The sequence below is a fragment of the Pseudarthrobacter sp. NIBRBAC000502770 genome (assembly GCF_006517815.1).
In the GTDB taxonomy this organism is placed as follows: Bacteria; Actinomycetota; Actinomycetes; order Actinomycetales; family Micrococcaceae; genus Arthrobacter; species Arthrobacter niigatensis.
The window spans coordinates 4,270,592-4,283,656 of the sequence record NZ_CP041198.1 but is presented as its reverse complement, the minus strand read 5'-3'; the positions used below and the strand labels follow the sequence as shown (position 1 = coordinate 4,283,656).

The window sequence follows — 13,065 nt, the reverse complement described above, 5'->3', positions numbered from 1 at the left end:
TTCCATGGTCCTCGATAAGGACCCGCGTCCGGAACGGAACCTTTTGTGACCGTTTCAGCGGCCGGCCAAAGAGCAGTCATCTGACATATAGCGTCCTCAGTCGGTAGAATGGTGAAGCCACACCGGCACGAAACACAGAAAGTTCGGTACATGACTACAGCCCTCTTGGAGCGCGTTCCCGCCGCCCAGACCGCCGAAGGACCTGCCCCCCGGTCCATCAGCCTGGAGTTTTCCACCGCCGGCGAGGTCCACGCCGGACTCGAAGAGGCGGTGGCAGAACTGATCGAAGTTGCAGCCAAGGACGCTGCCTGCGGAATCCTGGTCACCAGGCTGCACCCGGGACGCTACACGGTGGCCCTGGACGAATCGGTCCCCTTCGGCGAAACCTACGAGTCCATCGCCGCCTGACCAAGGCCAAAAGAATCCCCGCCCTCCCATTGGGAGTGCGGGGATTTTTTGTTGCCTTGGGTTCTGCCCGGCCGGACCGTCAGCCGCGGCGGACCTGCACGCCGTCGGATTTCAGGAAAAGCTGCTTCTCCGCCGGACCTGACGGGCCCGCCGGCACCAGCCAGAGGACGTTGCCGCTCTGCGACACCTCTTCCACCTCCCCCGCAGCCACCACATGCGCATGCTTGATGATCTCGACACGGTCCCCGGCCTGGAGGGCCCTCCAGTTGGAAACCGCGGCGGAATGGGCATTGCGCCTCGACAGGACTGCCCCACGTGCTTTCATTTGAACTTCTACCCCTTTGTATCGTTCTGCCGCCACAGCCTCGTTGATGTGACTTTCACTACATCTTCAGTTCTACTACACTCCCGGAGCCAAGGCGTGCCGTGGCGCCGGATATTCCGCACTGCGGACGCGGGCGCAGCAGGCCCTGAAGATCCTTCGGTTTCAGGCAAGCGGCCCGACGGCGGATTCGGCCGCCGCACGAACGTCACCTGAGGCGACCAGCCGGTCAGCCGCCTCCAGTTCCGGGGACAGGAAACGGTCCGTGCCCGGCCCTTCCACCACCTCGCGGAGCGCTGCCACCACGGCGGTTCCGGCTGGCCCTGGGGTCAGCACGCCGCCGGAGAGCTGGGTGCGGATGTCCAGGGCCCGGGCCGAGGTCACCAGTTCGATGGCCAGGACGCGCCGGAGGTTCTCCACGGCTTTGCGCAGCTTCCGCGCCGCGTGCCAGCCCATGGACACGTGGTCCTCCTGCATGGCCGAGCTCGGAATGGAGTCCACGGATGCCGGAACGGCCAGCCGCTTGTTGTCCGAGACCAGCCCGGCCTGGGTGTACTGGGCGATCATCAGGCCCGAGTCCACGCCGGGATCCGCGGCCAGGAACGCCGGCAAGCCGTGCGAGCGGGCAGGATCCAGCATCCGGTCGGTGCGGCGTTCGGCCATGGAGCTGAGGTCCGCGACGGCGATGGCCAGGTAATCCAGGACGTATGCCACGGGTGCGCCGTGGAAGTTGCCGTTGGAGCTGACGCGGCCGTCCGGGAGCACCACCGGGTTGTCGATGGCTGCCGCCAGTTCCCGGGTGGCCACCAGCTCGGCATGGTCCACGGTGTCGCGGACGGCGCCGGCCACCTGGGGGGCGCAGCGCAGGGAGTAGGCGTCCTGGACCCTTGAATCCCCCACTTTGTGGGAGGCCACAATGGGCGAATCCGAGAGCACACGCAGCATGTTGTCCGCACTGGCCGCCTGGCCCGGGTGCGGCCGCAGCGCGGCGTGCAGCTCGGGCAGGAACACCTGGTCGGTGCCGAGCAGTGCCTCCACGCTCAGCGCGGCGGTGATGTCCGCCGTCGCCAGCAGCTGGCGCAGGTCCGCGATGGCCATGAGGAGCATCCCCAGCATGCCCTCGGTGCCGTTCACCAGCGCCAGCCCTTCCTTCTCAGCCAGGGTGACCGGTTCGATGCCATGCTCTGCAAGCAGCTCGGCGACGGGCCGCTCGCGGCGCCCGCCGTACGTGACGCCGTCGGGCCCTGCCGCTTCACCCTCACCCATGAGGACCAGGGCGCAGTGCGACAGAGGCGCGAGGTCGCCCGAGCAGCCGAGCGAGCCGAATTCGCGGACCACCGGGGTGATGCCGGCGTTGAGGACGTCCACCATGGTCTGCAGGACCACGGGGCGGACGCCGGTGCGGCCGGAGGCGAGGGTCTTGGCGCGCAGGAACATGATGCCGCGGACCACTTCCCGTTCAACTGCCGGGCCCATGCCTGCCGCGTGGCTGCGGATCAGCGATTTCTGCAGCTGGGTGCGCAGCCCGCCCGGGATGTGGCGGTTGGCCAAAGCGCCGAAGCCGGTGGAGATGCCGTAGGCAGGCGTGTCGCTGGAGGCCAGGCTGTCGATGTGGGCACGGACTTTGGCCACGGTTTCGAGTGCATCCGGGGCGATGGTGACCTTTGCGTCGTGGCGCGCGACGGCGAGAACATCCTGGGGCGTGACGCCGGCCGACCCGAGGGTGACAGTGAGCGGTTCGTGGGTAATCGTGGTCATGATTAGTTGCCTTCGTTCATGGGGATGCGGACGCCGCGTTCCTTGGCGACTTCGACGGCGCGGTCGTAGCCGGCGTCGGCGTGGCGGATGACGCCCATGCCGGGGTCGTTGGTGAGGAGGCGCTCGAGCTTCTGCGCGGCGAGGTCTGTGCCGTCGGCGACCGAGACCTGGCCGGCGTGGATGGAGCGGCCGATGCCGACGCCGCCGCCGTGGTGGAGGGAGACCCAGGTGGCGCCGGACGCGGTGTTGAGCAGCGCGTTCAGCAGCGGCCAGTCGGCGATCGCGTCCGAGCCGTCAGCCATGGCCTCGGTCTCGCGGTACGGGGAGGCGACGGAGCCGGAGTCCAGGTGGTCGCGGCCGATCACGATGGGCGCCTTGACCTTGCCCTCCTTGACCAGCTGGTTGAACAGCAGGCCGGCCTTGGCGCGTTCGCCGTAACCGAGCCAGCAGATGCGGGCCGGTAGGCCCTCGAATTCCACCCGCTCCTGGGCGGCGTCGATCCAGCGGTGCAGGTGCTTGTTCTCGGGGAAGAGTTCCTTGATTGCCTGGTCCGTGACCCGGATATCCTCCGGGTCGCCGGAGAGGGCCACCCAGCGGAACGGGCCCAGGCCCTCGCAGAACAGCGGCCGGATGTAGGCCGGGACGAAGCCGGGGAACTCGAAGGCCCGGGTGTAGCCGCCCTTGCGGGCTTCGTCGCGGATGGAGTTGCCGTAGTCGAAGACCTCGGCGCCGGCATCCTGGAATTCGACCATGGCCTGGACATGGCGGGCCATGGAGGCCTGGGCCTTCTTGGTGAAGCCTTCCGGGTCCGCCTCAGCCTCGCGGTGCCACTCGTCCACCGTGATGCCCTCGGGAAGGTAGGACAGCGGATCATGTGCCGAGGTCTGGTCGGTGACGATGTCCACGGTGAGCTCGCCTGCGTTGTGGCGGCGCAGGATCTCAGGGAAGACCTCAGCCGCGTTGCCCACGTAGCCCACGGACCAGCCGCGGCGCTCCTCCTTGGCCTTGAGCACCTTGGCGATGGCGGCGTCGAGGTCGGTTTCCACCTCGTCCAGGTAGCGCTTGCCGGCGCGGCGGCGCAGGCGGGACTCGTCGACGTCGACGATCAGGCAGGCGCCGTCGTTGAGGGTGACGGCGAGCGGCTGCGCGCCGCCCATGCCGCCACAGCCGCCGGTCAGGGTCAGGGTGCCGGCGAGGGTGCCGTTCTCGTCGCCGGTGAGTTTGCGGGCTATCGCGGCGAAGGTTTCGAACGTGCCCTGCAGGATGCCCTGGGTGCCGATGTAGATCCAGGAACCGGCGGTCATCTGGCCGTACATCATCAAGCCCTCGGCCTCGAGCCGGCGGAATTCCGGCCAGGTGGCCCAGTCGCCCACCAGGTTGGAGTTCGCCAGCAGCACGCGGGGCGCCCACTCGTTGGTCCGGAAAACACCCACGGGCTTGCCGGACTGGACCAGCAGGGTTTCGTCCTTGTCCATGGATTCCAGCGTGCGGGTGATGGCGTCGAACGCGGCCCAGGAGCGGACGGCCCGGCCCGTGCCGCCGTAGACCACCAGGTCATCCGGACGCTCGGCGACCTCGGGGTCCAGGTTGTTCATCAGCATGCGCAGGGGCGCTTCGGTCTGCCAGGACTTGGCGGTGAGCTCGGTGCCGCGGGCTGCTTTGACCGGGCGGGCACCGGTGGTGAAATCGGCGGGTGCCATGGTGGGCTCCTTCTTGTGTTGTCTGTTGGAGGAAAGAAGTTCTGTATCCACTAAAGCCCTTTGGAAACGCCCTTCACAGGGCTTTTGGCGGGGAGCTGTCCGGGATGCCAGACGCGATCCGGGCCTGTTGCCCGGATCGCGGTTCACGGCGTTACTTGGTGGGGCGTCCGTGGATCCGGACCGAAAGTTCGTCCGCCGCCTTCTGGACCCGGGCTGCCAGCGCCGGCCATTCCTCCGGGGCCAGCTTGTCTTCCAGGAAGGTGACCGCGACAGCGGCGGTGGGCCAGCCCGTGTGGTCGGTGACGGCGGCGGCGATGGATCCGAAGCCGGGGGTGACCTCACCGTGTTCGGTAGCGTATCCACGCTGCCGCACCCGGTCCAGGTGCGAGGAGAGCGACGAGTACTTCATGATGGCGCCCTCCACCTCATGCCGGGCACTGAAGGCGGCGGCGTTCGGGTAGAGCGCACGGACCTGCGACTTGGGCAGCGCTGCAAGGATGGCCCTGCCGCTGGCCGTGAGATGGCTGGGAAGCCGGACGCCGACGTCGGTCACCAGGGAGGGGCGGTTCTTGGCCCGCTCCTCCACGATGTACAACACGTCCCTTCCATGGAGCACGGCAAGGTGCGCGCTTTCGCCGATGGCGTCCACCAGGCTCGCGAGCAGGGGTCGGCCCAGCCGGGACAGCGGTTCCTGGCGGGAGTAGGCGGAACTGAGTTCGAAGGCGCTGATGCCCAGGCCGTAGCGCTGCTCCTCGTGGAGGTGAAGGACAAAGCCATTCGCCTCCATGACCCCCAGCAGGTGGTACACACTGGAGCGGGGCAGGTCCAGGCTGGAGGCAATCTGCGACGCCGCCATCGGTCCGCGCCTGGAAGCCAGCAACTTGAGGATGCGCAGGGTGTTTTCCGCTGCAGGAACCTTTGAAGGCACCTTGGCCGCGGCGCGGGGTTCCGACGAATCGGTGCTTAGTGCAGTGCTCATAAGCAGGAACGGTCCTTCTCGATAGCTGTGTCCGGTATCCCGTACTTAAGCTTGCGCCCTGGGTGGCGCCGTTTGCTATCCATTGCCCTTCGTTGTGTCTCGGATACCAGACATGGCGCGTCCCAGCGAGCCGGCAATGTTGAACACCGGCACCAGGCGTCGTCCCCTAGCCCGCCTCCGCGCTTCAGCACGAGAGAACGGGCGCTTCCAGCTCTACGAAGTCCAAAAACAGGTTCCACTCCGGAAAAGGGTCGGCAGGAAGCTGACCTTCCAGTGGGCCGGGGTCGTCGGGGACACCAAGCTCCTCAACAAAGCCGATGTCTTCAAGCGCGCACACGTCCGCCGCCTCGGTTGCTCCTATTGAGGTTTCGCGTTCCGAGGCGCCGCGGAACGAAGCCGGGAGCCATTGCGGCCAGCGGGCTGGTTCTGAGTCCTGCTGTTCGGGGTTGTAGTGGCGCCCTGTGGGTGAGGTCCAGCCTGGCGGCTCATCCTTGGTGGCCGGGTCGGGGATCCATTGGCTGTGATGTTTGAGCCGGTGGTGCTTACGGCAGAGCTGTGCCAGGTTGCTGACGTTGGTGGTGCCGCCGTGTTCCCACGCTTGGAGGTGGTCTGTTTCGTTGTCGGGAGTGCGGTTGGTGCACCCGGGGAACGTGCATTGGGCATCGCGCAGCCTGATCCAGCGTTTGATGGCCGGGGTGAGCCGGTAGTTCTTCCTGCCGATCTCCAGCGGCGCACCGTCCCGCGGGTCGACCAGGACCCGGTAGAACGACTCCGCCCCACCGGCGACGAGTCTGCGGGCCATCGATGCAGGGATCGGGCCGAAACCATCGAGGGTTGCGGGTTCGTCGGTGAGCCCGAGGAGGGCGAACACCGGCACGGTGACCAGGACATCGGCCCTCGGCGTGGGGACTTTCCCGATGGCGGTGACTCCTGCGGGTCCCGCGCCACTCTCCCCGCCAAGAGCATTGCCGGCGCCGAGCAGCAGGGATGCGGCGATGTCGGGGCGGAGCTGGCTAAGCGTGCGGGGTTCGTCTGGGCACTGGAGGCCGCGGGCGGTCGCGGTGGTCCGGTTCCAGATTGCGCACGCGGTGTCCCCGGGAAGGTAGAGGGAGACCCAGGCCATGCCATCCTTGTCCGGGGTGTATTCCATCCGACGGTCCGCCAAACCCTTGACATGGCGCTTCTCGATCGATTCCGGATGATGGCGCTCCCGCCAGCCCCGGACCTTGGCCCGGAACCGGGACGGGGCCAGCTCACCGGGGGCGGCACCCCGGTCAGCATTGGGCGCGGCAGGGTCGAAGAAATGCGCCACCAAAGACGCCGCATCCTCAGCGGTGAGGCTCTCGGTTTCGTCCGCAACGATCTTCGCGTGCTGCCAGGACATGGCCCCGGCGGACAGGGCAGCGAACACCGGCGGTAGGGAACAGATCCGGCGCGACTGGTCCACGAACGCCCCGGCGGCCGCGGAGCTGATGGTGAGGACCCCGGCGATCTCCTCCACCACCGACATCTGCGCGTAGGTGCGGTCATCCACGGACGCGTCCGGCGGGGTCATCGCTTCCTGGAACCCAACCGCGTCGGCAGCATCTCGTGCTTTCACCGCAGCGAGCTGCGCCTCCAACCGGGCAACGAGCTCCAGCCGTTCCAGCCGGAGCTCATACCGCCGCTGCAACACGTCAACATCAGCACCACCGCCGACCCCGGCGGCCAGGACGGCGTCCTCACGGTCCAGCGAATCCAGGGCAGCAACAAAGACGCCAATACCTTCCGACGTCGTTGCCCGGTCTGCGCTGTTTCCCATACCGACATCATCGCGCGACCCACTGACATTCAAACCGGAGCCATTAGCCGCCAAAGCCACCCGGCGCCACGGTGGCCCACCCGTAAAAGCCCGCGTGCCGCCGTCGTACGCGTATCCGCTGCGCAACCTACTTTTCGCACCCCTAATACCCCGCGCGAAAAGGAACCTGCGCAGCGCAAGAACCTATCCGACGCGTAATTGCACTGCGGACAGTCTGGAACCGAAGACACCAAGCCTCCGTGAGCCTCATCACGAAGGGCCTGGAAATGGTCTGCTGGTTAGCGGCTCCCTCCCAAAGACGAGAAGGTAACTCTATGCAACCCACCCCAACCCGGACGCAAACTCCGGTGGAAACGCAAAAGCCGGCAGCCGTCGTCGGACAAGTCCTCAACAGGGGCCTCAATGTCCGGCACATCCGCTTTATGGCCTTGGGCTCGGCCATCGGCACGGGCCTCTTCTACGGCTCCGCCTCCGCCATCCAGAAAGCAGGACCGGCCGTCCTGCTGGCCTACATTATCGGCGGCGCCGCGGTGTTCATGGTGATGCGGGCCCTGGGCGAGATGGCGGTGCGGCACCCGGTGTCGGGCTCCTTCAGCCAGTACGCAGGCCGCTACCTTGGGCCCCTCGCCGGGTTCGTAACCGGCTGGACGTACGTGTTCGAGATGGCCATTGTCGCTATTGCCGACGTCACCGCGTTCAGCATCTATATGGGATTCTGGTTCCCGCAGGTTGACCGCTGGATCTGGATCCTGGCCGTCATCTGCTTCCTGGCCGCGCTAAACCTGCTCAGCGTCAAGGTCTTCGGCGAGCTGGAGTTCTGGTTCTCGCTGGTCAAGGTAGCGGCCATCGTCGCCATGATCGCCGGCGGCGCGGCCATCATCGTGTTCGGTTTCCAGGCCGCGGACTCCACCGTGGCGCCCGGTCTTGGCAACCTGGCTGGGCACGGCGGGCTGTTCCCCAACGGCTTCGACGGGCTGCTGGCATCCTTCGCCGTAGTGATGTTCGCCTTCGGCGGGATCGAGACCCTGGGCATCACGGCCGGCGAGGCAGCCGACCCCAAGAAGGTCATCCCAAAGGCCGTCAATACCGTCCCGGTGCGCGTGCTGCTGTTCTACGTCCTCACCCTGGGCGTCCTGATGAGCCTCTTCCCGTGGGACCAGGTAGGCACCAGCGGCAGCCCCTTCGTGCAGATCTTCAGCAGCCTGGGCATTCCCGCAGCACCGCACATCCTCAACGCCGTGGTCATCACGGCCGCGCTGTCGGCGATCAACAGCGACATCTTCGGCGCGGGCCGCATCCTCTTCGGACTCTCCAACCAGGGCCACGCGCCCGCCGCCTTCGGGAAAGTCTCGCGGCACGGTGTCCCCTGGATGACCGTGGTCATGATGGCCGGGATCCTGCTGGTGGGCGTGGTCCTCAACGCCGTCATCCCCGAAGACGTGTTCCTCGTTATTGCCTCCATCGCCACCTTCGCCACCGTCTGGGTGTGGGTGATGATCCTGGCGTCCCATGTGGCCATGAAGCGGGAAATCGCAACGAAGGGACTGCCGGCGTCGGAATTCCCCTCGCCGTGGTGGCCGGCCGCGTCAGTCCTGACCATCGCGTTCATGGCGCTGGTGATCGCCGTCCTGGGCGCCTTCGAGGACACCCGGATCGCGCTGTACGTGGGCGCCGTGTGGCTGGGGCTGCTGGTCCTGGCCTACCGCCTGTGGACCAAGGGTGACGGACGACGGCGGCCCCACCTTGAGGACGAGACCCCGCCGCTGCAGGTGGTCGGGACCGCAGGGACAAAGGCTTCGGCCGGAAGCAGGCGGGGCTGAGGAAAGCGTCACTGCAACTCCGCCGTTGCGGCGTTTGGCGCAGAGTGTTCCCCCGGGCCTAGGCAGCCTTGGGGAACACTCCTGCGCCGGCGAGCCCTGAGCGCGGGGCCGTCTCCACTTTGGCGCAGATCCAGCGCCCCAGTTCGGTGGCTGCCAGCGGATCCATCGACGTGGCAAACCCTGCCCGTTCCAACATCCACACCAAGTCTTCCGTGGAGATATTGCCGGCCGCGCCGGGGGCGAACGGGCATCCGCCCAGGCCTCCCACGGCACTGTCAAAGACCCTGACGCCGGCTGCCATGGCCGCATAGGTGTTTGCCAGTGCAGTGTGTCGCGTTTCGTGCAGGTGGGCCCTCAGCGGCACACCCGTTTCGGATGCCAGGGCAGCAAAGACCTCGTTGACCTGCCATGGGACGGCGCAGCCGATGGTGTCCGCCAAGGCAACCTCGGCCAGCTGACCTCGTTGCAGTGCCCTGCGGACCACCGAAAGAGCTTGCTCTCCAGGCACGTCACCCTGATACGGACAACCGAAAGCTACGGCGGCCGTAACCGTGACGGGAATGGCGGCAACGCCGGCGATTCCGGATACTTCTTCCAGCGCGTCCAGGGCGGCGGCGACAGTCGTGTTCTGGTTGGCTGCGGCGAAGGCATCGGTCACGGGCAGGACGTAGTTGATCTCGTCCACACCCGCGTCCACGGCCCTGTGCGCACCGCGGGTGTTCAGAACCAGGCCGATGTAGCTGGCGCCGGCATCCCGTGGCACCCCGGCCATGACGGCATCGGCATCCGCCATTTGCGGAACTTTTTTGGGGTTGACGAAGCTCACGGCTTCAATCCGCCTGGCGCCCAGGGCAATCAGATCGTTGATTAGGCGCAGCTTGTCGTGGGTGCTGACCGGAATCTTTTCATTCTGCAGCCCATCCCGGGGACTGACGTCAACGATGGAGACTGAATCTCCGCGAGTACCGGTTCCCGCAATTCCGTTCATCAGATGGCACCTTCGTCCTTGGCATGCTGCAGTTCTTCGTCGTTCAGTTTGAGCAGACCCCCGTAGACGTCGCTGTTGTGGGAGCCAGGTGACAGCGGCCCGTTCCACGCGATGCCGCCGCTGGTCCGGGACAGCTTGGGGATGACGCCCGGCTGGACCACCGCCCCCAACTGTTCATCGGGAACTTCAACCAGCATCCCGCGCGCCCGGAGCTGGGGGTCTTCGAAGATGTCCTCGATGGTACTCACAGTGCTGTTGGGAACAGCGTGCCGGTCAAGGCACGCCACCAGTTCCGAGTGGATGAAGCCTGCCGCCCATTCGGCGATCAGTTGTTCCAACGCCTCCTGGTTGACTCCCCGGGAAGCATGGTTGCTGTAGAGGGGTCGGAAGCCAGCTCCGGGGTGCCCATTGCAGCAGCCAGCCGCACGAACACAGAGTCCTGGTTGGCAGCGATCACCACCCACTTTCCGTCGCTGGAGCGGAAGATATTCGACGGCGCTATGCCCTTCAGCCCGGAACCGCTGGGGCCGGGCACAATACCTTGAGCCGCATAATCGGGAACGGCACTTTCCAGGAGGGAAAAGCATGCCTCAACAAGGGACACGTCCACGACCTGCCCCGTCCCTCCCCTGGCATCCCGCCAATACAAGGCCAGCAGTATTCCCTGCAGCGCATAGAGCGACGCCAGGCTGTCCCCCAGCGAAATGCCCGTCCGTGGCGGAGCCTGGTCCGGGTAGCCGTTGAGGTGGCGCAGGCCGCCGCGGGCCTCTGCCACGGACGCGTAACCCGGCTTGTTGGCATCAGGTCCGGTCTGGCCGTAGCCGGAAACCCTGGCGATGACCAGGCCTGGGTTGCTTTGCCAAAGCACATCGGGGGCGAGCCCCAGTTTCTCGAGTGTTCCAGGGCGGAAATTCTCGAGGATGACGTCGGCTTCCCTGCAGAGTTCCAGGAACAGTTCACGTCCGCGGGGCGACTTGAGGTCCAGCGTCACGCATTTCTTCCCCCTGGACTGGACCGACCACCAGAGCGTGTGGCCATGCACCCGGGCCCGCCCCCATTCCCGCATGGGGTCGGGACGGTCGGGAGACTCGATCTTGATGACTTCCGCGCCGAAGTCTGCGAGCTGCCGTCCTGCAAACGGGCCTGCGATAAGTGATCCGAGCTCCAGGACACGCACGCCGGTCAACGGGCCGCCGGCCTTTTCCATGGCAGCGCCAGGGGCAGGTGCAGCGCCGGGCCCTGTCCACGACCGTCTGCCAGGTCCAGCGTCTGCGTTCTGCCCGGCGCGCATGCCGTCAGGGGGTGCGGTCTGGGAAGTTTCCACCATCTTTGGGACTCCTGTTCTGACGGCAACCGGTGCCCGGGCCGCGTTGCCCGGCCTGCCGTGGGATCGCGAAGCATCGTTGGCACGACAACTCATATTGTGGACCTAAATTCACAATGTGGATAGAGGGAGGTGAAATCGTCGCTACTGCGGGATGGTGCCGCCGATGACCCTGGTACCCTCTTCCGCGGCCGCCAGCACCTGTTCCACCCAGGACGCGCAGACGTCGAAGGGCATCCTCAGGGCCGGCCCCATCACCGTAAGAGCGCCGAAGAGTTCGCCCTGTGGGCCGAAAATCGGCGCCGAGATGCCGCTGGCGCCGGACACGCGCTCACCGGTGGTGATGGCGAAGCCGTCCGCGCGGGCTTTGGCGACCGATTCTTCCAGGCTCGCGGCATCGGTGATGGTCTGGTCGGTCAGTGATGCCAGGCCCGACCGGTACACCCGCTCGGCAACTTCCGGATTCCAGGCCAGCAGGACCCGCCCCGCCGCACCCACGTGGAGCGGCATGATTTCACCGACACTTACCGCCCGCCGGAGCATGCGGCGGGTCTCGGCAAGGGCGATGCAAACCCGTTTCCCTTGGGATTCGCGAAAGATGCAGGCGGTCTCGCCCAGTTCGTCACGAAGCCTTCGCAGCACGGGCGTCAGCAGCTCCAGGAAATCCAGCCCCTGGGTTGCGGGTGCCGCCCAGTGGGCCATCCGGACCCCCACCCGGTACCGGTCTCCGTGCCTGTCTAGAATCCCTTCCTGCACCATGTTCGCCACAAGGCGCTGGACGGTGGAGTGCGGTACCCCGGTGCTGGAACGGATCTCGGCCAGCGACAGCTCGGGCTGCGCGAGGGAGAAAGCATCGAGGATGGCAGTGATCTTCCGCAGGACCAACAGGGGCGTGGCCGACGTTTCGCTGGAGCTCATGGGGAAAGTGTATGAGCCGAGGGGTCATTGAGTGTGACCGAAGTAACTGTTAGCATCAGGTCCACATCATGATGGCGAACCCACGATGTGGCAGGAAGGACCTGCCGACGAGTAACACCACCAGAGGCCGCACGCAGGTCTCCGGACGCGGACCGATGCACCACTTTCGTTCCGACAGCGTGGACCAACAGGGGGAAACAAACGGCCGGAGTTGGCCGGGAAGAGGCAAAGATGCCAGCTGCACAGCCAGCCACGTCCGGATATGCCGTGGAGCTCACCGGGTGCACCAAACAATTTCCAGCATCCGGGGGCGAGACCTACTTCGCAGTCCGCGACATTGACCTGAAGGTGGAACCCGGCCGCTTCGTCTCGATCGTCGGCCCGACGGGATCAGGCAAGTCCACCATCCTGAACATGGCAGCAGGGCTTCTGACTCCCAGCTTCGGAGAGGTCAAGAGCTTCGGAGAGCCGGTGGCGGGAGTGAACCGCCGGGCGTCCTACATGTTCCAGCAGGACGCCCTGCTGCCGTGGAAAACGGTCATCGACAACGTCAGCCTGGGCCTGACCATGGCCGGCGTCTCCAAGGCGGAGGCCCACTCGGAATCGCGGCGCTGGCTCGAAAAGGTGGGCCTCAAGAACTTCGCGGACCGCTATCCGCACCAGCTCAGCGGCGGCATGCGCAAGCGCACGGCCATCGCACAGGCCTGGATAGTTAACCCGGACATCCTCCTCATGGACGAGCCATTTTCAGCCCTCGACGTCCAGACCCGCCAGATCATGGAAAACGAACTCCTGCAGCTTTGGCAGGAATCCGGCAAGGCAGTGGTCTTCATTACCCACGACCTCGACGAAGCGATCGCATTGTCCGATGAAGTGGTCATTCTGGGAGCCGGCCCGGGAGCACGGTGGTGGGAAGCTACCAAATCGACATCCCCCGCCCGCGCGACCTGCTGGATATCCGTGACGACCCCCGGTTTGTGGTGCTGCACCGCGAGATCTGGGGCCGCCTGAAAGTCGAAGTTTCAAAGACCTACGAAAACGCTATGG

The 13,065-nt window shown here is 66.1% G+C and carries 10 protein-coding genes and 1 pseudogene; 3 read left to right on the top strand and 8 right to left on the bottom strand.

Annotated features, from left to right (window positions below; all coding sequences use genetic code 11):
* The first annotated feature begins 150 nt into the window (after positions 1-150).
* Positions 151-408, top strand: a complete 258-nt coding sequence (locus NIBR502770_RS20395) for a hypothetical protein (protein ID WP_141183169.1) — start codon at positions 151-153, stop codon at positions 406-408.
* A gap of 79 nt (positions 409-487) precedes the next feature.
* On the opposite strand, the gene NIBR502770_RS20390 is transcribed toward NIBR502770_RS20395, so the two are convergent.
* From NIBR502770_RS20390 to NIBR502770_RS20370, 5 genes are all read right to left on the bottom strand, one after another.
* Positions 488-733 (bottom strand): hypothetical protein, encoded by a 246-nt coding sequence (locus tag NIBR502770_RS20390; RefSeq protein ID WP_141158359.1) that lies wholly within the window; start codon positions 731-733, stop codon positions 488-490.
* A gap of 162 nt (positions 734-895) precedes the next feature.
* The gene (hutH, locus tag NIBR502770_RS20385) at positions 896-2,488 is read right to left on the bottom strand and encodes a histidine ammonia-lyase (RefSeq protein ID WP_141183168.1); all 1,593 of its coding nucleotides are present in this window, start codon (positions 2,486-2,488) and stop codon (positions 896-898) included.
* Positions 2,489-2,490: 2 nt separating this feature from the next.
* Positions 2,491-4,188, bottom strand: coding sequence for a urocanate hydratase (locus NIBR502770_RS20380; protein WP_141183167.1), 1,698 nt, complete (start codon positions 4,186-4,188; stop codon positions 2,491-2,493).
* Positions 4,189-4,339: 151 nt separating this feature from the next.
* Positions 4,340-5,167, bottom strand: a complete 828-nt coding sequence (locus NIBR502770_RS20375; protein ID WP_141183166.1) for an IclR family transcriptional regulator — start codon at positions 5,165-5,167, stop codon at positions 4,340-4,342.
* A 184-nt stretch (positions 5,168-5,351) separates the two neighbouring features.
* A complete protein-coding gene (locus NIBR502770_RS20370) occupies positions 5,352-6,968 on the bottom strand; it encodes an HNH endonuclease signature motif containing protein (protein ID WP_141183165.1) in 1,617 nt (538 codons plus the stop codon).
* 314 nt (positions 6,969-7,282) lie between these two features.
* On the opposite strand from NIBR502770_RS20370, the gene NIBR502770_RS20365 reads away from it, so the two are divergent.
* Positions 7,283-8,788: an amino acid permease gene (locus NIBR502770_RS20365; protein ID WP_210418896.1), complete on the top strand. Its 1,506-nt coding sequence runs from the start codon at positions 7,283-7,285 to the stop codon at positions 8,786-8,788.
* Between the two features lie 58 nt (positions 8,789-8,846).
* Here the strand turns inward: NIBR502770_RS20365 and NIBR502770_RS20360 are convergent, their stop codons facing one another.
* The 3 genes and pseudogenes from NIBR502770_RS20360 to NIBR502770_RS20350 form a co-directional block, all read right to left on the bottom strand.
* Positions 8,847-9,776 carry a hydroxymethylglutaryl-CoA lyase gene (locus NIBR502770_RS20360; protein ID WP_141183164.1) on the bottom strand — a complete coding sequence of 310 codons (930 nt, stop codon included), beginning with the start codon at positions 9,774-9,776 and terminating at the stop codon, positions 8,847-8,849.
* Positions 9,776-10,983 (bottom strand): annotated as a pseudogene (locus tag NIBR502770_RS20355) (CaiB/BaiF CoA transferase family protein). Before NIBR502770_RS20355 ends, NIBR502770_RS20360 begins: the two are co-directional and overlap by 1 nt.
* A gap of 261 nt (positions 10,984-11,244) precedes the next feature.
* Positions 11,245-12,018 carry an IclR family transcriptional regulator gene (locus NIBR502770_RS20350; protein WP_141183163.1) on the bottom strand — a complete coding sequence of 258 codons (774 nt, stop codon included), beginning with the start codon at positions 12,016-12,018 and terminating at the stop codon, positions 11,245-11,247.
* Between the two features lie 231 nt (positions 12,019-12,249).
* Between NIBR502770_RS20350 and NIBR502770_RS20345 the strand changes: the two genes are divergently transcribed.
* Positions 12,250-13,029, top strand: a complete 780-nt coding sequence (locus tag NIBR502770_RS20345) for an ABC transporter ATP-binding protein (RefSeq protein WP_210418895.1) — start codon at positions 12,250-12,252, stop codon at positions 13,027-13,029.
* The last annotated feature ends 36 nt before the right edge of the window (positions 13,030-13,065 follow it).

Bases quoted from the DNA above. Each gene is read 5' to 3' on its own strand.
- NIBR502770_RS20345 (WP_210418895.1), top strand. From the start codon at position 12,250: ATGCCAGCTGCACAGCCAGCCACGTCCGGATATGCCGTGGAGCTCACC.
- NIBR502770_RS20390 (WP_141158359.1), bottom strand. From the start codon at position 733: ATGAAAGCACGTGGGGCAGTCCTGTCGAGGCGCAATGCCCATTCCGCC.
- hutH (WP_141183168.1), bottom strand. From the start codon at position 2,488: ATGACCACGATTACCCACGAACCGCTCACTGTCACCCTCGGGTCGGCC.
- NIBR502770_RS20370 (WP_141183165.1), bottom strand. From the start codon at position 6,968: ATGGGAAACAGCGCAGACCGGGCAACGACGTCGGAAGGTATTGGCGTC.
- NIBR502770_RS20380 (WP_141183167.1), bottom strand. From the start codon at position 4,188: ATGGCACCCGCCGATTTCACCACCGGTGCCCGCCCGGTCAAAGCAGCC.
- NIBR502770_RS20395 (WP_141183169.1), top strand. From the start codon at position 151: ATGACTACAGCCCTCTTGGAGCGCGTTCCCGCCGCCCAGACCGCCGAA.
- NIBR502770_RS20375 (WP_141183166.1), bottom strand. From the start codon at position 5,167: ATGAGCACTGCACTAAGCACCGATTCGTCGGAACCCCGCGCCGCGGCC.
- NIBR502770_RS20365 (WP_210418896.1), top strand. From the start codon at position 7,283: ATGCAACCCACCCCAACCCGGACGCAAACTCCGGTGGAAACGCAAAAG.
- NIBR502770_RS20360 (WP_141183164.1), bottom strand. From the start codon at position 9,776: ATGAACGGAATTGCGGGAACCGGTACTCGCGGAGATTCAGTCTCCATC.
- NIBR502770_RS20350 (WP_141183163.1), bottom strand. From the start codon at position 12,018: ATGAGCTCCAGCGAAACGTCGGCCACGCCCCTGTTGGTCCTGCGGAAG.